This is a genomic window from Streptomyces sp. TLI_185, from assembly GCF_003814765.1.
Classification (GTDB): domain Bacteria; phylum Actinomycetota; class Actinomycetes; order Streptomycetales; family Streptomycetaceae; genus Streptomyces.
Genome location: NZ_RKRB01000001.1, coordinates 6,768,393 through 6,784,968, shown reverse-complemented (window position 1 = coordinate 6,784,968; position 16,576 = coordinate 6,768,393). Strand labels below are relative to the sequence as shown.

General features: G+C 69.3%; 20 protein-coding genes. 7 read left to right on the top strand and 13 right to left on the bottom strand.

Annotation, left to right across the window (positions count from 1 at the left end; all coding sequences use genetic code 11):
* Nucleotides 1–41: 41 nt before the first annotated feature.
* Nucleotides 42–551 (top strand): DUF3291 domain-containing protein, encoded by a 510-nt coding sequence (locus tag EDD92_RS31420; protein WP_123967443.1) that lies wholly within the window; start codon nucleotides 42–44, stop codon nucleotides 549–551.
* Here EDD92_RS31420 and EDD92_RS31415 read toward each other — a convergent pair.
* The 3 genes from EDD92_RS31415 to EDD92_RS31405 form a co-directional block, all read right to left on the bottom strand.
* Entirely contained in the window at nucleotides 548–1,147 is a 600-nt protein-coding gene (locus EDD92_RS31415; RefSeq protein WP_030928797.1) for a Uma2 family endonuclease, read from the bottom strand. The genes EDD92_RS31420 and EDD92_RS31415 overlap by 4 nt on opposite strands.
* Before the next feature lie 107 nt (nucleotides 1,148–1,254).
* The gene (locus tag EDD92_RS31410; protein WP_123967442.1) at nucleotides 1,255–2,109 is read right to left on the bottom strand and encodes a hypothetical protein; all 855 of its coding nucleotides are present in this window, start codon (nucleotides 2,107–2,109) and stop codon (nucleotides 1,255–1,257) included.
* A gap of 30 nt (nucleotides 2,110–2,139) precedes the next feature.
* Nucleotides 2,140–3,249 (bottom strand): ferritin-like domain-containing protein, encoded by a 1,110-nt coding sequence (locus EDD92_RS31405; RefSeq protein WP_123967441.1) that lies wholly within the window; start codon nucleotides 3,247–3,249, stop codon nucleotides 2,140–2,142.
* A gap of 127 nt (nucleotides 3,250–3,376) precedes the next feature.
* Between EDD92_RS31405 and EDD92_RS31400 the strand changes: the two genes are divergently transcribed.
* The 4 genes from EDD92_RS31400 (at nucleotide 3,377) to EDD92_RS31385 (ending at nucleotide 6,564) form a co-directional block, all read left to right on the top strand.
* Nucleotides 3,377–4,315: a diiron oxygenase gene (locus tag EDD92_RS31400; protein WP_123967440.1), complete on the top strand. Its 939-nt coding sequence runs from the start codon at nucleotides 3,377–3,379 to the stop codon at nucleotides 4,313–4,315.
* Nucleotides 4,316–4,431: 116 nt separating this feature from the next.
* Nucleotides 4,432–5,079: a TetR/AcrR family transcriptional regulator gene (locus tag EDD92_RS31395; protein ID WP_123967439.1), complete on the top strand. Its 648-nt coding sequence runs from the start codon at nucleotides 4,432–4,434 to the stop codon at nucleotides 5,077–5,079.
* 10 nt (nucleotides 5,080–5,089) lie between these two features.
* Complete coding sequence (locus EDD92_RS31390) at nucleotides 5,090–5,407, top strand: hypothetical protein (RefSeq protein ID WP_123967438.1); 318 nt, start codon at nucleotides 5,090–5,092, stop codon at nucleotides 5,405–5,407.
* Between the two features lie 104 nt (nucleotides 5,408–5,511).
* Nucleotides 5,512–6,564 carry a C40 family peptidase gene (locus EDD92_RS31385; RefSeq protein ID WP_260326870.1) on the top strand — a complete coding sequence of 351 codons (1,053 nt, stop codon included), beginning with the start codon at nucleotides 5,512–5,514 and terminating at the stop codon, nucleotides 6,562–6,564.
* Here the strand turns inward: EDD92_RS31385 and EDD92_RS31380 are convergent.
* Genes EDD92_RS31380 through EDD92_RS31360 form a run of 5 tightly spaced genes read right to left on the bottom strand, consistent with a single transcriptional unit; the run spans nucleotide 6,561 to nucleotide 12,134 of the window.
* A complete protein-coding gene (locus tag EDD92_RS31380) occupies nucleotides 6,561–7,811 on the bottom strand; it encodes a styrene monooxygenase/indole monooxygenase family protein (protein WP_123967437.1) in 1,251 nt (416 codons plus the stop codon). The two genes, EDD92_RS31385 and EDD92_RS31380, sit on opposite strands and share 4 nt — an antisense overlap.
* Nucleotides 7,812–7,857: 46 nt before the next feature.
* A complete protein-coding gene (locus EDD92_RS31375) occupies nucleotides 7,858–8,508 on the bottom strand; it encodes an ATP/GTP-binding protein (RefSeq protein WP_123967436.1) in 651 nt (216 codons plus the stop codon).
* Nucleotides 8,489–8,899, bottom strand: coding sequence for a DUF742 domain-containing protein (locus tag EDD92_RS31370; RefSeq protein ID WP_123967435.1), 411 nt, complete (start codon nucleotides 8,897–8,899; stop codon nucleotides 8,489–8,491). Before EDD92_RS31370 ends, EDD92_RS31375 begins: the two co-directional genes overlap by 20 nt.
* On the bottom strand, nucleotides 8,896–9,399 hold the full coding sequence (locus EDD92_RS31365) for a roadblock/LC7 domain-containing protein (protein ID WP_123967434.1): 504 nt from the start codon (nucleotides 9,397–9,399) through the stop codon (nucleotides 8,896–8,898). The genes EDD92_RS31370 and EDD92_RS31365 overlap by 4 nt, the downstream gene beginning before the upstream one ends.
* Nucleotides 9,396–12,134: a nitrate- and nitrite sensing domain-containing protein gene (locus EDD92_RS31360; protein ID WP_260326869.1), complete on the bottom strand. Its 2,739-nt coding sequence runs from the start codon at nucleotides 12,132–12,134 to the stop codon at nucleotides 9,396–9,398. The genes EDD92_RS31365 and EDD92_RS31360 overlap by 4 nt, the downstream gene beginning before the upstream one ends.
* A gap of 377 nt (nucleotides 12,135–12,511) precedes the next feature.
* On the opposite strand from EDD92_RS31360, the gene EDD92_RS31355 reads away from it, so the two are divergent.
* Complete coding sequence (locus EDD92_RS31355) at nucleotides 12,512–13,300, top strand: protein phosphatase 2C domain-containing protein (RefSeq protein WP_123967432.1); 789 nt, start codon at nucleotides 12,512–12,514, stop codon at nucleotides 13,298–13,300.
* 8 nt (nucleotides 13,301–13,308) lie between these two features.
* Here the strand turns inward: EDD92_RS31355 and EDD92_RS31350 are convergent, their stop codons facing one another.
* From EDD92_RS31350 to EDD92_RS31335, 5 genes are all read right to left on the bottom strand, one after another.
* Nucleotides 13,309–13,506, bottom strand: a complete 198-nt coding sequence (locus tag EDD92_RS31350; protein WP_123967431.1) for a DUF397 domain-containing protein — start codon at nucleotides 13,504–13,506, stop codon at nucleotides 13,309–13,311.
* The gene (locus EDD92_RS51425) at nucleotides 13,503–14,033 is read right to left on the bottom strand and encodes a DUF5753 domain-containing protein (protein WP_260327350.1); all 531 of its coding nucleotides are present in this window, start codon (nucleotides 14,031–14,033) and stop codon (nucleotides 13,503–13,505) included. Before EDD92_RS51425 ends, EDD92_RS31350 begins: the two co-directional genes overlap by 4 nt.
* A gap of 2 nt (nucleotides 14,034–14,035) precedes the next feature.
* Complete coding sequence (locus EDD92_RS51420) at nucleotides 14,036–14,311, bottom strand: helix-turn-helix transcriptional regulator (RefSeq protein WP_260326868.1); 276 nt, start codon at nucleotides 14,309–14,311, stop codon at nucleotides 14,036–14,038.
* Nucleotides 14,312–14,394: 83 nt separating this feature from the next.
* Nucleotides 14,395–14,769 carry a helix-turn-helix domain-containing protein gene (locus tag EDD92_RS31340; protein WP_185124183.1) on the bottom strand — a complete coding sequence of 125 codons (375 nt, stop codon included), beginning with the start codon at nucleotides 14,767–14,769 and terminating at the stop codon, nucleotides 14,395–14,397.
* Nucleotides 14,770–14,942: 173 nt separating this feature from the next.
* Nucleotides 14,943–15,452, bottom strand: a complete 510-nt coding sequence (locus EDD92_RS31335; RefSeq protein ID WP_123967430.1) for a hypothetical protein — start codon at nucleotides 15,450–15,452, stop codon at nucleotides 14,943–14,945.
* Between the two features lie 650 nt (nucleotides 15,453–16,102).
* On the opposite strand from EDD92_RS31335, the gene EDD92_RS31330 reads away from it, so the two are divergent.
* The gene (locus EDD92_RS31330) at nucleotides 16,103–16,558 is read left to right on the top strand and encodes a hypothetical protein (RefSeq protein ID WP_123967429.1); all 456 of its coding nucleotides are present in this window, start codon (nucleotides 16,103–16,105) and stop codon (nucleotides 16,556–16,558) included.
* The last annotated feature ends 18 nt before the right edge of the window (nucleotides 16,559–16,576 follow it).

The following is a 16,576-nucleotide window of genomic DNA, read 5'->3' as shown; positions in this document are numbered from 1 at the left end:
GGTCTGGGAACGCGCGGCCCTCCCGACCTATCGTTCGGTCCATGACGACACCCGATGCCGCGTACCAACTCGCCCAGGTCAACATCGGACGCCTCAAAGCCCCGCTGGATTCACCGCAGTTGAAGGCCTTCGTCGACAACCTCGACCCCGTGAACGCCGACGCCGACACGGCGGACGGTTTCGTCTGGCGGCTCCAGTCCGACGGGGGCGACGCGACGGACATCGCGGTCTTCGGCGACGAGTGGCTGATCATCAACATGTCGGTGTGGCGGGACACCAACGCCCTGACCGCGTACATGTACCAGGGCCGCCACCGCGAGATGCTGGCCCGCCGCCGGGAGTTCTTCGAGCGGGTGGAGGAGGCCATGGTGGCCCTGTGGTGGGTCCCGTCCGGCCACCGCCCGACGGTGGCGGAAGCGGAGGAACGCCTGCTGCACCTGCGGGCGAACGGTCCGACGCCGTATGCCTTCACGCTGCGGACGTCGTTCCCGCCGCAAGGGGCGGAGCCGGTGTCACTGGCGGTTCCAGAGGATCTGGGGTGCTCGGTCTAGCGGCGGCGGTTGATCGCGGTGAGGTCGATATCGATGCGGAACGGGACGGTCAGCTTGAGCTTGTCGTGGAAGATGCCGGTCAGGCCATAGGCCTGGGTCGCGGGGTCGAGTTCGTAGACGTAGACCACCGGAAGCCCCTCGTTCTCCTCGACACGCCAGTAGTGCGGAATGCCTGCCTCGGCGTACTTTCGCGGCTTGACCTCCCGGTCACGGTCCTCGGAGTCCTCCGAGACGACCTCAACGGCGATCACGACGTCTTCCGGGCGATACCAAGTCTGCTTCGGCCCCGTGTCAGCCCCGGCACGGAACACCAGGACATCGGGTTCCGGTCGATTGCGCTTGTTGAGCTTGATGGTCATCTCGCGGATGACATCCAGCTCATCCGGGACCTGACCCAGCAGGGTGTTGTCCAACAGGCGGATCGCACGTGAGTGGAAATTGGTCTGCGGACTCACGAAGACGAGGCTCCCATCGATCAGCTCCGTGTGCGGAGGAAGGTTGGGAAGCTCATCAAGGTCGTCCGCAGTCCAGCCACCCTCCGGCGGACGGGCCCACTCATAGTCCTCGTCCAGCCCGTACTCGCGTGCGGCGCTCATGATCACTCCCATGCGGTGGAGCCTGGCAGACACGGCCAGCCTACCCAGGCAGAACGCCAGATCGCCCCTCCCGCGAGTGACAGCCGAGCGCACGGTTGACGTTCACGTCATTCGATCGCCTTCCGCATCTCCGAGCGGACCTGGAGGGTCGCCACGGCCGCCTTGTTCAGGTCCACGTCGGCCGGGTTCTGGGTTCTGGTGGCGGCCGCGGCCTCGGCCATCGACCCGCTCGTGTTGTCGTCCGCCCAGCCGCAGAGGGTGACCGTCACCTCCGTGCCGAGCTCCGTCTGGGTGCTGACCTCGCAGGTGATCGTGAGGCCGTCGGAGCCGTCCGGGTGGAAGTCCTTCGGCCCTACGGCCACCTTGGCGCCCTCGGCGTCCCCTCCGCCCTTCATCATCCCGTTCCGGATCGAGTCGGGGTACTTGAACCGGCCGTACATGCCCGTCACCGCGAGTGTGCCCTTCGCCTGGTCACCGCCCAGGCCATAGTGCCCGACCACGACCCCGTCGAGCTTGCCGTCCCAGGCCCCGGCCGCCTGGTCCTGGAGCTTTCGACCCTCGGAGTCGGAGAGGTCCTCGGCGAGTTGGTAGCGGCCGTTCTCCAGCGTCTTGGGCAGCGAGAGCTCGTACTCGGCCTCCGGGAAGCCGCTGTTCGCCATCTTCGAACCCGCGAAGAGCACCACCGCGATCATGGCGACGACTCCGCCGACGATGCCGAACACCAACCCGGTCCGCCGCTTCGACGGAGGCGGCGACATCGGCGGCGCGCCCCAGCCGTAGGGCTGCTGTTGGGGGTACGGGGTCTGGGCATACGGGGTTCCGTACGGCGGCTGCGGCTGCGGCTGCGGTGCGAGCGGCTGGCCATACGGCTGCTGAGCATTCGGGCCGGCTGCGTAAGGACCCTGCGGCGGCGGCTGGCCGTAGGGGTTCTGCGGCCCGTACGGGCCTTGAGGCGTGGACACGTCAGAACGTTACTGCATGCGCGTGATCCGTCACTCCTCGGCGGCCCCCGCCTCGATCGCCTCCTCCACCTCCGCGACCCGCTCCCGCTCCTCCACCGCGAACCGTTCCGCGTCCAGTTGCTCGGCGATCTCCTCGTCCTGGGCCATCAACAGGTCCAGGTTCGAGTCACCCATCTCGAACACGCCCATGTCGACGTACGCCTGCTGGAGCCGCTTGCCCCACAGGCCGATGTCCTTGACGCAGGGGACGATGCGGGAGAACAGCAACTGCCGGAACAGCGCGAGGAATTCGGACTGCTCGCTGTACTCCTCCGCCTCGGCCGTCGGGATGCCGAAGTTCTCCAGGACCTCGACCCCGCGCAGCCGGTCCCGCATGAGATAGCAGCCCTCGATGACGAACTCCTCGCGTTCGCGCAGTTCGGCGTCGGTGAGCTGCTTGTAGTAGTCGCGCAGCGCCATCCGGCCGAAGGCCACATGCCGGGCCTCGTCCTGCATGACGTAGGCGAGGATCTGTTTCGGGAGCGGCTTGTCCGTCGTGTCGCGGATCATGCCGAAGGCGGCCAGCGCCAGGCCCTCGATGAGGACCTGCATGCCGAGGTAGGGCATGTCCCAGCGGCTGTCGCGGAGGGTGTCGCCGAGCAGGGACTGGAGGTTGTCGTTGATCGGGTAGAGCATCCCGATCTTCTCGTGCAGGAAGCGGCCGTAGATCTCCGCGTGCCGTGCCTCGTCCATGGTCTGGGTCGCCGAGTAGAACTTCGCGTCCAGATCGGGGACCGATTCCACGATCCGGGCCGCGCAGATCATCGCGCCCTGCTCGCCGTGCAGGAACTGGCTGAACTGCCAGGAGGCGTAGTGCTTGCGCAGCTCGCCCTTGTCCTTGTCGGTCATCTTGGCCCAGTGCTTGGTGCCGTACAGCGACATCGACTCGTCGGGGGTACCGAGGGGGTCGTACGGATCGACTTCGAGATCCCAGTCGATCCGCTTCCGGCCGTCCCACTGCTTGTCCTTGCCCTTCTGGTACAGGGCGAGCAGGCGGTCGCGGCCGTCGTCGTACTCCCAGCTGAAGCGGGCCGCGCCGGTCGCCGGCACCTGCCAGAGAGGGTCTCCCGAGTCCTTGGCGTACAGGTCGTAAGTCGGCATGCCTCGCAGGCTCACACGTGGTAGACGCCGGGTCAACAAGTCGCGCACAGGGGATTGACGAGCTTGCTGACAAGCAGTCTCATAAGCGGTGGAGGATGTGACCCCGGGTAACAGAGGTGGGAGAAAGATGACGACCCTGACGGAAGCCGACGCGCTGGACGGTCTGCGCGACGCGCTCGGGCTGCTCAAGGACCGCGAACAAGTGGCCGAACGGCTCCTCGCCTCCTCCGCCAAGCACTCCTTCGACCCCGACAAGGAACTGGACTGGGACGCGCCCTTCGAGGAGGGCAAGTGGTTCTGGCCGCCGGAACTGGTGTCGCTGTACGACACGCCCCTGTGGAAGCGGATGGGCGAGGAGCAGCGGATCCTGCTGTCGCAGCACGAGGCGGCGGCGCTGGCCTCCCTCGGAATCTGGTTCGAGCTCATTCTCATGCAGCTGCTCGTCCGGCACATCTACGACAAGGCGGCCACGAGCGCGCATGTGCGGTACGCGCTCACGGAGATCGAGGACGAGTGCCGGCACTCGAAGATGTTCGCGCGGCTGATCTCGCGCGGGGACGCGCCGTGGTACCCGGTGGCCCGGGTGCACCAGAACCTGGGGCGGCTGTTCAAGACGATCTCGACCACGCCCGGGTCCTTCACGGCCACGCTCCTCGGTGAGGAGGTTCTCGACTGGATGCAGCGGCTGACGTTTCCGGACGAGCGGGTGCAGCCGCTGATCAGGGGGGTCACGCGGATCCATGTCGTGGAGGAGGCTCGGCATGTGCGGTACGCGCGGGAGGAGCTGCGGCGGCAGATGGTCACCGCGCCGCGGTGGTCGCAGGAGTTCACCAGGGTGACGTCCGGTGAGTTCGCGCGGGTGTTTTCCGTCGCCTTCGTCAACCCCGAGGTGTACACGAATGTCGGGCTGGACAAGCGGGAGGCGATGGCGCAGGTGCGGGACAGCGGGCATCGGCGGGAGGTCATGCAGACCGGGGCGAAGCGGTTGACTGATTTCCTGGATGACATCGGGGTGCTGCGGGGTGTCGGCCGACGGCTGTGGCGGTCATCGGGGCTGCTGGCCTGATGCAGTCTGCGGGTCGGTGGGGGTTGCTCGCGCAGTTCCCTGCGCCCCTGAAGGGGCGCAGGGAACTGCGCGACCAGCCACAACGAACCCGCACCCGGCCGACTACCCTGCGAGGCATGACCCCCTCCGCCCCCGCGTACCGTCGACTCAGTGTCGAGGAGCGGCGAAGCCAGCTCCTCGACGCCGCGCTGAACCTCTTCGCGCACCGCGCCCCCGAGGACATCTCCCTCGATGACGTGGCGGAGGCCGCCGGGGTCTCGCGGCCGCTGGTCTACCGGTACTTCCCGGGGGGCAAGCAGCAGCTGTACGAGGCTGCGCTGAGGTCCGCGGCGGACGAGTTGCAGCAGTGCTTCGACGAGGCACGGGTCGGGCCCCTGCTGCCGAGGCTGGCCCGGGCTCTCGACCGGTATCTCGCCTTCGTCGACCAGCACGACGCCGGGTTCAGCGCGCTGCTGCAGGGCGGCAGCGTGGTCGAGACGTCCCGGACGACCGCCATCGTGGACGGGGTGCGGAGGGCCGCCGCCGAGCACATCCTGAGTCATCTGGAGGTCACGGACCCCGGGCTGCTGCTGCGGATGACGGTGCGGATGTGGATCACCGCGGTCGAGGCGGCCTCCCTGATCTGGCTCGACGAGGACAAGCAGCCGCCGCTCGACGAACTGCGGGACTGGCTGGTCGAGCAGTTCGTGGCCGTCCTCTCGGTGACCGCGGCCCGGGACCCGCAGACCGCCGCGCTGGTGCAGGCGCTGGCCGAGGATGTCTGAGACTGGTGCCGTGAAGAGCGAAGAGACACCGTTCGAGGGCGGGCCGATGGACGGCCGTGTGCTGCCCGTCCTCGTGGGCCCCACCGGGCACCCGCCCAAGACGTACCGCATCCCCGTACCGGACGCCGCCGGAGGCTCGCCCACCGTGCTCGTCTACCGGCGCGTCCCGCGCGGCCACAGCAAGCGGCTCGGGCTGCCGCAGGGGTGGAAGTACACGTACGACCCCGAGGGCAAGGCCACGGACGGCAAGCTGAAGTGGCCGTGGTCCAAGCCGGACGCCGATCCAGACGCCACGCCGAACCGCAAGCCGGACGACACCGACGGGTGACGAGGTTGCGCCGATCAGCGCACACGCGGCGCGTCTTTCGCCGTAGAGACGTCAACACCTGACTGTGCGGAGCAGAGGGGCTGCCCCGCACCGGAGGTGATGATGTGTCAGGAAAGTTGCTGCGCCTGGTCTGTACGGTGGCGATGGCCGCCGGCGCTCTCCTCGTACCGCCGCCCGCCGCGGCCGTCCCCGGGCCGGAGCCCGGCGGGCGTACCGTCGCCGCGCAGCTGACGGACCTCCAGCGGCTGTACCGGGAGGCCGAGAAGGCCACCGAGACCTACAACGCCACCGCGGAGAAGCTGACGAAGCAGCGCGCGGAAGTGGCCCGCCTCGACCGCGAACTGGCCTTGGCCCGCCGCTCGCTGCACGACAGCCGGGTCGCCGCGGGACGCCTGGCCAGACAGCAGTACCAGGGCAGCACCGAGATCTCCGCGTACGTACGCCTGCTGCTCGCCCGCAACCCGCAGCAGGCGCTCGACGAGGGGCATGTGATCGGCCAGTTGGCGCGGGAGCGGGTCGAGGCGGTCGGCCGGCTGACCGCGAGTGAGAAGCAGGCCGGCGAGCTGGACCGCGCGGCGCGGAAGGCCCTCGACGGTCAACTCGCCCTCGCCGAACGGCAGAAGAAGGACCGCGACGACGTTCAGGCGCGTCTGAGGGACGTCGAGAAACTGCTCGCCTCCCTCACCCCCGGACAGCTGGCCGCGCTCGGCGAGTTGGAGAAGAAGGGCACCGACGCGGCGCAGCAGCGGCTCATGGCGTCCGGCGTGCTGAGCAGCACACGCCGTCCCTCACGGAAAGGCAACCGGGCCCTCGGGTACGCGGTGCGGCAGATCGGGAAGCCGTACCGGTGGGGAGCGGAGGGCCCGAAGTCGTACGACTGCTCGGGTCTGACGTCTCAGGCCTGGGCCAAGGCCGGTAGGCCGATCCCCCGCACCAGCCAGGAGCAGTGGGCGCGGCTGCCGCGGATCCCGCTGAAGAAGCTGCGCCCGGGCGACCTCGTGATCTACTTCCCGGATGCCACGCATGTGGCGATGTACCTGGGCGAGGGCATGATGATCCAGGCGCCGCGGACGGGCGAGACGGTCAGGGTCTCGCCGGTCGCGTCGTACCCGATCCTGGGAGCCGTACGTCCGGACCAGCGCCGCAAGGACGCCTAGCCGGTCACTTCCGCGAGGTAGGCAGCGGTCTTCTCCGGCTCGTAGAAGAAGTTCTCGTAGTCGGACGGGTCGTTGAAGCCGTTGGCGAAGCGGTCGGCGACCGGCTGCAGCTGGCCGGCCGCGCCGATCAGGTTGAGGATGTGCTCCGGCGGCGGGGCGAGCATCGCGTTCGTCCACTTGGTGACGTGCTGGGCGGTGTCCCAGTAGCGGTCGAAGGTGGCCTGCATCCAGGTCTCGTCGAACTCCTTCTCGCCGTTCTCCAGGATCGATGCGAGATACGAAGCCGCGCACTTGGAGGCCGAGTTGGAGCCCTGGCCGGTGATCGGGTCGTTGGCGACGACGACGTCCGCGACGCCGAGGACCAGTCCGCCGCCGGGCAGTCGGCCGATGGGGTTGCGGACCGTGGGGGCGTAGCGGCCTGCCAGCGTGCCGCCCGCGTCGGTCAGTTCGACCTGCTTGGCCCGCTCGAACTCCCAGGGCGTGAACTTCTCCATGAGTTCCAGGGTCAGGGAGAGGTGCTCCGCCGGGTCCTTGACGCCGTTGAAGACGTCGAGCGGGCCGCCGGGTATGCCCTCCCAGAAGAGGATGTCGGCCCGGCCGGAGGTGGTGAGCGTCGGCATGACGAACAGCTCGCCCACGCCGGGGACCAGGTTGCAGCGGACCGCGTCGTAGTCGGGGTGTTCGGGGCGGGGGCCCAGACCGTGGACGTACGAGACGGCGAGGGCGCGCTGCGGCTCGGCGTACGGCGAACGGGAGGCGTCCCGGCCGAACATGGACACCAGCTCGCCCTTGCCCGCCGAGACGAGGACCAGGTCGTACGTACGGGAGAAGTAGTCGAGGTCGGAGACCGCCGCGCCGTGGATGACCAGCTGGCCGCCGCGCTGGGCGAAGGTCTCCATCCAGCCGGCCATCTTCACCCGCTGGTCCACGGACTGCGCGTACCCGTCGAGTGTGCCCACCCAGTCGATCGCACGCTGCGTCGGGCCCGGGTCGTGCGAGCCGGGGGCCGCGACCGAGACGCCGAGTCCTTCGATCTTCGGGGCCTGGGACTCCCAGAAGTTCAGCTGGAGATCGCGCTCGTGCTGCAGTGCGGTGTGGAACATGCACTGCGTCGACATGACCCGGCCGGAGCGGATCTCGTCCGCCGTCCGGTTCGACATCAGGGTGACCTCGTACCCGTGCGACTGGAGTCCGAGGGCGATCTGGAGACCGGACTGGCCGGCTCCTACGACGAGTATCTTCCGCATGCGGGGCTGTTCTCCTACTCGGGGACTGCTCGGGGGGCTGCCGGGGCTACTCGGGGGTGACGTCCAGCGCGTGGCCCACCAGGGACAGCAGGGTCTCGATCACCGAGATCCGGCGGCGCGCGTCCATGATCATTACAGGTATGTGCGCGGGGATCGTCAACGCCTCCCGCACGTCCTCCGGTTCGAACAGCTCGCTGCCGTCGAAGTGGTTGACCGCGACGACGTACGGCAGTCCGCAGCTCTCGAAGTAGTCCAGCGCGGGGAAGCAGTCCTTGAGGCGGCGGGTGTCGGCCATGACGACCGCGCCGATCGCGCCGCGCACCAGGTCGTCCCACATGAACCAGAACCGCTGCTGGCCCGGTGTGCCGAACAGGTAGAGCACCAGGTCGTCGTCGAGCGTGAGACGGCCGAAGTCCATGGCGACGGTGGTGGTCAGCTTGCCCGGTGTGGCGGTGAGGTCGTCGGTCTCCTCGCTCGCCTCGGTCATCAGCGCCTCGGTCTGCAGGGGCGTGATCTCCGAGACGGCGGTGACCAGGGTGGTCTTGCCTACGCCGAAACCGCCCGCCACCACTATCTTCGTGGCTATGGGGGCGCGGGTACGGTCCGTCTGCCAGGGCTGTACGGGCCCCTCTTCGTCGAGGAACGAGTCGGGGCGGGGGGAGACACCGCGAGCGGCGTCAGAGACGACGGAGTCCACTCAGCACCCTTTCCAGCAGAGCGCGGTCCGGACGGCCCGTGCCGTGACCGGTACCTGTTCCGTACACGCGGATCCTGCCCTGGTCCGCGAGGTCGCTGAGCAGCACGCGGACCACACCCAGTGGCATCTTCAGCAGTGCTGCTATCTCGGCCACCGTGCGCATACGGCGGCACAGTTCGACGATGGCCTGCATCTCCGGCATGACCCGGGTGCTGAGGGAACCATTCGTCAGTTCCTTTCGCTCCTCGGGGGCGTCGAGCGCGGCCACGAACGTCTCCACGAGGAGGACGTGGCCGAAGCGGGTACGGCCGCCGGTGAGCGAGTAGGGGCGGACGCGGGCCGGCTTGCGGACGCCGCCACGCACGGGAAGCCTCTCGGGCGTACTGCTCATCGGGTGCTCCCAGCGGATTCCGACTCCAGGGATTTTCGTAGCTCGCTGCGGAGCTCCGGCGTCAGGACGTGGCCGGCCCGGCCCACGAACAGGGCCATGTGATACGCCACCACGCTCATGTCGCAGTCCGCGGAGCCGTGCACGCCGAGCAGGCTGCCATCGCTGATCGACATCACGAACAGGCTGCCCTCGTCCATCGCGACCATCGTGTGCTTCACGGGGCCGGAGTCCATCAGCCTGGCCGCGCCGATGGTGAGGCTGCCGATGCCGGAGACGATGGTGGCGAGGTCGGCGGAGGAGCCCCGGGGGCCCGTGGGCTTCGTGTCCCGGGTCTGACGGGCCTCGTCGTTGCGTCCGGGGTCGGAGGAGAGCAGGAGCAGGCCGTCCGAGGAGACCACCGCTACTGACTGGATGCCCGGCACCTCCTCGACCAGGTTCGTCAGCAGCCAGTGCAGGTTGCGGGCTTCACTGCTCAGTCCGAAGGTACTGGGCGCGGTCAACTGCTTGCCTCCTCGACAGTGCCCCCCGTGACTTCTTCGGATACGGCTGGTTCGGTGCCCGGCACCTGGTTCTGGGCCGTGTGTTCGGCGATCTCCGCTTCTACGGCGCGGTAGCCGGCCTGGGCGCCTGTCCGGAAGCCGCCGAGTCTCCGGCGGAGTGCTTCCGCGTCCACAGTGCCTTGCCGCCGGGACGGGGCCTCTGCGGGGGCGGTGATCTTGGGGGTGCGCTTGGGGAGGCCCTTGTCGGTGAGCTGCTCCTCGTCCGGGGCGCGGGTGTGTTCCGCCTCGGCTTCGCCTTCGGCGTGGATGTTCCCACCCGCACCACCCGTACTGCTTTCGTCGTCGGGTGCGGGTGGCCCCTGTGGGGGTTCCCCGCCGTCGGCGGCCGCGGGCCCGTCGTGGGTCTGCTCCGGCTCCGGGGGGGTCGCCTGCTCCGGGATCAGGAGTTCCATCGTCGTCTCGGCGGGGGGTGCCTCGTGCTGCAGTGCCTTTTCCGCCAAGGCCACCAGGGGGTCCGTCGGCTTCGGGCGGCCGTGGAGTTCGTTGGAGTTGGCCTCCGCGTCCGCTCCCGGGAGGGAGAACGTGAGCGTGCCGCCGGTCGTGGGGGCGGTCGACGACGGGACCGCGGCGGACGGGGCCGGCGCCAGCAGGGGGTTCGGGAGGACCACCACCGCCGCGACGCCGCCCTGCTTCTGCTCGCGCAGCTGGACGCGGACGCCATGGCGGTGGGCGAGGCGGGCGACGACGTAGAGGCCGAGGCCCAGGCCCTCCTCGCCCTCCTGGTCGTAGGGGGACTCGGGGTCGAACTCGGCGAGGCGGGTGTTGAGGCGGGTCAGTCGTTCGGCGGTCATGCCGATGCCCTCGTCCTGGACGGAGAGCATGACCTCGCCGTTCTCCAGGAGCCAGCCGGAGACCTCGACGGGCAGGTCCGGTGGGGAGAACGAGGTGGCGTTCTCCATCAGTTCGGCCAGCAGATGGGAGAGGTCGTCCGCGGCGAAGCCCGCCACGTGCGCGTGCGGCGGCAGCACGGCGATGCGGACACGCTCGTAGCGCTCGATCTCGCTGACCGCCGCGCGGACGACGTCGACGAGCGGGACGGGGTGCGCGCTCTGCTGGACGTGCTCGGTGCCGGCGAGGACCAGGAGGTTCTCGCTGTGGCGGCGCATGACCGTCGCGAAGTGGTCGAGCTTGAAGAGCGTCGCCAGGCGGTCGGGGTCCTGTTCGCGCTCCTCCAGGCTCTCGATGACGGCGAGCTGGCGCTCGACCAGGCCGAGGGTGCGCAGGGAGAGGTTCACGAACGTGCCGCCGATACTCTCGCGCAGCCGCTCCAACTGGGCTGCCGATTCGGCGAGTTCGGCGCGCAGTTCCTCACGGGCTTCCGCCATCTTCTGGCGCTGGCCGACCAGGTGCTTTCGGTCGGCCTCCAGGGTGACGATGCGCTCGTTCAGAGCGGCGGCGTGCGCGTGCAGGGCGTTGACGGAGCGGACCACCTGCGCGAACTCGTCGTTGCGGCCGGTGAAGGTGACCGGTTCCTCGGCGGCGGGGTCCGCCGCCTCGGCGAGCCGGGCCGAGCCGCGGCGCAGGACGGAGAGCGGCCGGGTGAGGGTGCGGGCCATCGCCGTGGCGATGCCGACGGCGAGCAGCATCAGGGCGCCGAGGACGGCGATACGGAGCTCCAGCGCGCTGACGTCGTCGTCGCGCAGCTGGGCCAGGTCCTTGGTGCGGCGGTCGTAGAGGGCGGATTCCGCGCCCCGCATCGCGTCGATACGGGCGGAGAGCGCGGCGTCGACCTTCGAGGCGCTGGTGCCGAGTTCGGATTCGGAGAACGTCGGCTGGTCGGTGAGGGCGGCCAGGTACTTCTCGGCGGAGTTGACCTCGGGGCCGGTGACCGTGGAGTCGTACGACGTCCGGGCGGCCTTGGTCGCGGTGTCGTGGAAGTCGGCGAGGGCCGCGTCGGAGCGCAGCCGGGCCTGCTGGGCGGCGGCGGTCAGCGCGCCCCGCTGCCTGGTGTCGGCGGCCGAGGAGGAGGTGACCGTGGTCGGCAGTCCGGTGACCGGGCTGATGACCGTCTGGGTGGTCCTGGGCACATTGAGCGCCGCGAGGAGCAGGCCGCGGGCGGCGGCGGCCTGCTGCACGGCCGAGTCCAGCTCGGCGAGGGCGTAGGCGCCCGATCCGGCGCGGGGCGGCATCTGCTGGGCCAGCTGCTCGGCGAGCCCGTGCAGTTCGGTGATGGCGGCGGAATAGGCGTCGTGCGTCTGCAGGGCGTCGCTCTTGCCGGTGAGCGCGGAGCGGCGCAGCGCGGCGATGCCGTCGAGGTCGCTGCGGAGGGAGGGGGGTGTGTCGGTGTTCTCCCGGAGCTCCTCGAGCTGCCGGTCGACGCGGGCGCTGCGCTGCTCGGAGGGCGCCTTGGACTTGGGCCGTCCGGCGGCGATGTAGGACGTCACCTCGTCGCGCTCGTCGGCGAGCGAATGAGCCAGGGCCAGGGCGTCCTGGGTCTGCCCGGCGAGCGTCACCAGGTCCTGGGAGTCGCTGAGCTGCCCGGAGGCGGTGAGGACGGAAGGGACACCGGCCCCGGCTATTGCGGCGGCCACCACGGCCACGGCGACGACGAGCCGGTTGCGTACGTGCGTGGGCCGGCCCTTGCCGGTGGTGTTGCCGGTGCTGCCGGGCGTGCCCTCCACGCCCGCTGCGGGATCCGTCTGCTTGCCTGTGCGACGAGGCCGCGTCTTCTGCACCGGTGCTCGCATTCCTGACTCGTGATACTCATGGGCCCGGGTGACGCTCCGTCAACTGACGTCGACCGTGCGTACTCCCAGTACGGTGCCGACCCTCCCAGTGCCGGTGGGCAGTGGACGAGCATCACCTGACCCGCCACCCGAAGGAGTGAACATCGGAGGAGAGTTGGCGGGCAAGTTCCTGGGAACGGTTCAGCGGCCCTGTGCGGCAGGCCGGTTGGACGTCCGCGCCGGGCGGTGGCAGTATTCGCCGCCACGGATTCCCGGAACAACGAATTCCACCCCAAACAGGGCGCCTGACCTGCGCGAGTGCGTCAATTACGCGACCGATGCCAGGCTTTGGCGAACCTTGTGAAGACGTCGTGCAGACTGGCCGAATGCATACGGAACTCGCCTCGGAGCCCGGTGATCCCGACTACCCCAACGAGGACTTCGCCGCGGCCGCACTCCCCGCTTCCGGCCAGGGCGGCACCCTCGTCGCCCTGGACGGAGTGACGCCACCGCGCGGCGGGACGGGCTGTCTGCATTCGGTCCCCTGGTACACGGCCCGCCTCGGCGGAGCCCTGACCGAACTGACCGTTTCCCTCCCGGATGTTCCACTGCAGGAGGCGCTGGCCCGCGCCATCGAACGTACGGCCGAGGCCCATGCCGCCACCTGTGACCTTTCTCACCCACGCACCCCACAGGCAACGGTGGTTGTGGCGCGGTGGGGCGTGGAGACGGTCGAGTACCTGGTCCTGTCGGACTCGGCCCTGCTGGTGGAGTCCCCGGACGGCGTGGTCGCGTCCCTCCTGGACGACCGCCTGTCCCGGCTGCCGCGGTCCTCCCTGGCCACCGACGCCCTGGTGGACTCCACCCTCCGCAACAAGGAAGGCGGCTTCTTCACGGCGGCCGCGGATCCGACGGTGGCGGCGCGGGCGGTTACGGGGGTGCTGCCCCGGGGCGACGTGCGGGCCCTGGCCGCCCTGACGGACGGCGCCACCCGGTGGGTGGAGAAGTTCCGGGAGGGCGACTGGGCGGACTGCTTCCGGTTCGTACGGAAGGAGGGGGCGCAGGCGCTCGTGGACCGGGTACGGCAGCTGGAGCGGGCCGACGCGGAGGAGCGGAGGTATCTGCGGCGCAGCAAGACGCATGACGACGCGACGGTCGTGTACGTGGAGTTGTGAGCCGTGGGCTACTTGGCGGCGCCGCGTATGAACGCCGTCCAGGCGCCTGCGGAAACGATCAGGACCGGGCCTTCCTGAACCTTGCTGTCCCGGACGGGGACGATGCCGGGGAAGCCGTCGGCGACCTCGACGCACGCGCCGTTGTCCCCGTTGCTGTACGACGACTTGCGCCAGCGGGCGGAGTGCAGGTCGTACGTGCCGCTCATAGTGAGTAGTCCTTCGCGAGTAGACCTTCGACGAAGGCGAGGGACGCCTCCGGCGAGAGGGCTGCAGCCCTGGCCAGATCGTAGGACTTGGTGCAGCTCGCGACCAGCGCCGGATCCTCGGTCAACTGCCCCGAATAGGCAGACTCGGTGTACATCACAGGCGGCTCGTCGACGAAGGTCATGAGGGTTGTCGTCCCATAGAGGAGTGGGCTCAACCCGGCCGAGAACGGCATCACCTGGATGACGGCCTGATCGCTTCGCGCCACCTCGGCGATGTGCTCCAACTGCTCTCGCATCATCTGGTTCCCACCGGGGGCCTCCATGTGCAACGCCGCTTCATGGAGGATGAACCACAGGTCGGGGTCAGCCGGGTCCTTCAGCAGTGCGTGCGCCCGCTCCTGCCGTAGGTTGACGCGCCGTTCGACCTCCTCAGGGTCGACCCGGGGACGGCTGGCCCGGACGAGGGTGCGGGTGTACTCGGGGGTCTGCAGCAGCCCGGAGATGCCCGACGTGTCGAACTCGCAGATAGTCAGAGCCCGCTGCTCCAGCTCGGCAGCGGTCGCAAAATACGAGGCGAACTTGGCCTTGGACGCCTTGATGATGGCCTCGCAGAGCCGCCGGAAGAACCCGTCGTCTTAAGGATCGTGTCGATCTGCTCGGACATGTCCAACTGCGGGCTGCGGGTGGCCACTTCCATCTGCCCGATGTACGACCCCGAGCAGAAGAGCAGCTCCCCGAGCCCGGACTGTGAGAACCCCGCATCCTCACGTCGCCGCCGCAACTCGGCGCCGTAGAACTCCTTCATGGAGGCGGGGTCCAGATTCTTCGGCTGAGACAAGTTCCGAGAGCAGGCACGCAGTGAAGCCGGTCGGGCACGGACGGTGAAATTCATGGTCCGGGTGTCGAGCCCGTGCGCGAGCGTGCGCGGCGTGCGGCCGGTACTGGCCGTTCACGGGGGGCCGGTTGCGGCGGATCTACCCGCTGAACAGCCGACGGGCTGCGGCCCGGCTCGGCCTCGATGGCCCGGACCGTGGCCTTCTCCCGCAGCCGGTCGGCGATGCGTCTCCGCTCGTCCTCGCCGAGATGACGGGAGTCGCCACGGACCTCGACAAACCGCGTCGTCGCAGACCGGACCGCGACCGCCGACGCGTCCTGCGCCCGCGGTCGCGGTCTCTTCACCCGGCCTTCGGGCCGTTCGTCACGCCAGTCCCGGCCGGTCCGGGGACGCACCCCCACGATCCGGTCGGCCTGCGTGCTGCTCATCCCTTGATCCACAAGGGAAAGGCAGTGCTCACGCTCCGTCAGGAGCTCCCTGGGGCCTGCGGCCTCCGATCCTTCCGGATCTCGAAGTCCATCGCGTTCCCCTGCATCGGAGTGCTGCAACGACCTCTGGAACTGAAGTCCGGTCCCGGGGTTCCTGCCGCCCCTGTGACTGACTAGAACTTACCGACGTAGATGAAGGCCTTGTGGTGGTTCCGCGTGAACCGCACGTCACCGGTGCTGATCGCACGCACGAACCGGTCCGTGCCCGTCCTCTCGCCCTCCCCGCTGGGGTCGTGGTCGAAGGTGTGCGCGATGTACCCCCGGAACGATCCCTGGTGGTTCCGTGACGACTGGCCCGCACCGCCCTCGTTCATGAACTCCCGGAGCCAGTCGAGGCCCCGCCAGAGCTTCAGGGTCTTGTCCTGCACCTTTCCCGGAGTCAGCTTTCCGGGGTTCTGTGCGTCGCCCGTGATCGGCGCCTTGCCCTTGTCGGGCTGCCCGCAGTTCGAGGACGACCCAGGGGGGCACTGGGGGGAATCGGCGGCGTGCGCGGTGGCGGTCAGGCCGAGCCCGCCGACGGTGAGGCTGAGCAGCATGGCGGGAACGGCGACCATCCGGGCACGCCGCCCTGCGAGGCCGCGCCGCTTCCCGGGCGGCGTCTCCAACATCTCGGATGAGGACATGATGGCTCCTTGGTCTTGTCTCGGGTCCTGGTTCCGGACCCTTTCCGGGGCCGTGCGCCCCGGCTGACCAAAGAAGACCAGCCGCGCATGACAGTGGCCCGGCGGCCGGATCACGGCTGCCGGACGGAAATGACGTACGGCTGTTACAGAGATGTGGGAGCGCTTCCATCCGTGGAGATGCCCGGATCGCCGCCTCCGTGAACGCCATGGCTGACGCGCTCGCCGCCCGGCTGGAGGCCGAGCGGCGGGTGACGGCCGACATCGCTCACGAACTGCGGAGCCGCCGTAGTACTCCGAGGCCGGGAGAACCGGCCACATGGGAAGAGCCCTGGTTCCCCCAGGGCCGAGTGCCGGGTGGCAATGATCCGAGTCACGCCAGGAACGCCGACGCGCGGCTGTTCGTCGGCTGTGCGGCGACCACGTATCGATGTCGATGACACATCGCCGGGCAGCTGTTACATGTGCAGGTCAGGCAGCTGTTCTCGGATGACGCCGGCGGAAGCGCGGCCTTGCTCCGGGCCGTGGGACGGCCGTACGACGCCGACGCCGCTGCCGCCCCTGAATGACCGGCACCGACCGGCCGTAGCATGGCTTCCGCTTGTGGAGAAACGATCTCCCCAGGACCCGGCAGCCCGGAGGAAGGAGCAGGGATGCGGCTTCGCCGACTCGTGCCGTGGGCCGTGCTGGCCGCCTGCCTGACCGGGTGCGGCGGCGTGGACGGCGGCGTCCGCGTCGAGGGTCCGGCGGTGACGACGGTCCCCTGGACGGGGCCGGTGTTCGTGACGAACTTCAACGGCCGGCCCTGGCAGCACCCCAAGGAGATCGAGACGCAGTTTGTCCTCCTGGGCAAGCTGACATGGCGGGACTGGGGCTCGCCCCGGGCGCGGGCCACCGGCGTCGCCAGGGACTCGAGCTGCCTGTCCGGCTGCCCCGACGGCTTCGACAACCCGCCGCCGAGCTACCGGGTCAACGTCGTCCTGAGCGATCTGGCCAGGCGTGGGACCGTGGCGTTCTACAGCCACATGACCCTTACCCCCGTACATCCCCCGGCGCCGTCCTGGGCGAAATACAGCGCCGATACGGACCTGGAAGTACCGAATGCCTGAGTACGGCACGGGAGAGGA

Excerpts from the sequence above, each read along its gene's own strand:
- EDD92_RS31420 (WP_123967443.1), top strand. The coding sequence starts at position 42 with ATGACGACACCCGATGCCGCGTACCAACTCGCCCAGGTCAACATCGGA.
- EDD92_RS31415 (WP_030928797.1), bottom strand. The coding sequence starts at position 1,147 with ATGAGCGCCGCACGCGAGTACGGGCTGGACGAGGACTATGAGTGGGCC.
- EDD92_RS31405 (WP_123967441.1), bottom strand. The coding sequence starts at position 3,249 with ATGCCGACTTACGACCTGTACGCCAAGGACTCGGGAGACCCTCTCTGG.
- EDD92_RS31400 (WP_123967440.1), top strand. The coding sequence starts at position 3,377 with ATGACGACCCTGACGGAAGCCGACGCGCTGGACGGTCTGCGCGACGCG.
- EDD92_RS31395 (WP_123967439.1), top strand. The coding sequence starts at position 4,432 with ATGACCCCCTCCGCCCCCGCGTACCGTCGACTCAGTGTCGAGGAGCGG.
- EDD92_RS31380 (WP_123967437.1), bottom strand. The coding sequence starts at position 7,811 with ATGCGGAAGATACTCGTCGTAGGAGCCGGCCAGTCCGGTCTCCAGATC.
- EDD92_RS31370 (WP_123967435.1), bottom strand. The coding sequence starts at position 8,899 with ATGAGCAGTACGCCCGAGAGGCTTCCCGTGCGTGGCGGCGTCCGCAAG.
- EDD92_RS31355 (WP_123967432.1), top strand. The coding sequence starts at position 12,512 with ATGCATACGGAACTCGCCTCGGAGCCCGGTGATCCCGACTACCCCAAC.
- EDD92_RS31350 (WP_123967431.1), bottom strand. The coding sequence starts at position 13,506 with ATGAGCGGCACGTACGACCTGCACTCCGCCCGCTGGCGCAAGTCGTCG.
- EDD92_RS51420 (WP_260326868.1), bottom strand. The coding sequence starts at position 14,311 with ATGAAGGAGTTCTACGGCGCCGAGTTGCGGCGGCGACGTGAGGATGCG.
- EDD92_RS31340 (WP_185124183.1), bottom strand. The coding sequence starts at position 14,769 with ATGAGCAGCACGCAGGCCGACCGGATCGTGGGGGTGCGTCCCCGGACC.
- EDD92_RS31335 (WP_123967430.1), bottom strand. The coding sequence starts at position 15,452 with ATGTCCTCATCCGAGATGTTGGAGACGCCGCCCGGGAAGCGGCGCGGC.
- EDD92_RS31330 (WP_123967429.1), top strand. The coding sequence starts at position 16,103 with ATGCGGCTTCGCCGACTCGTGCCGTGGGCCGTGCTGGCCGCCTGCCTG.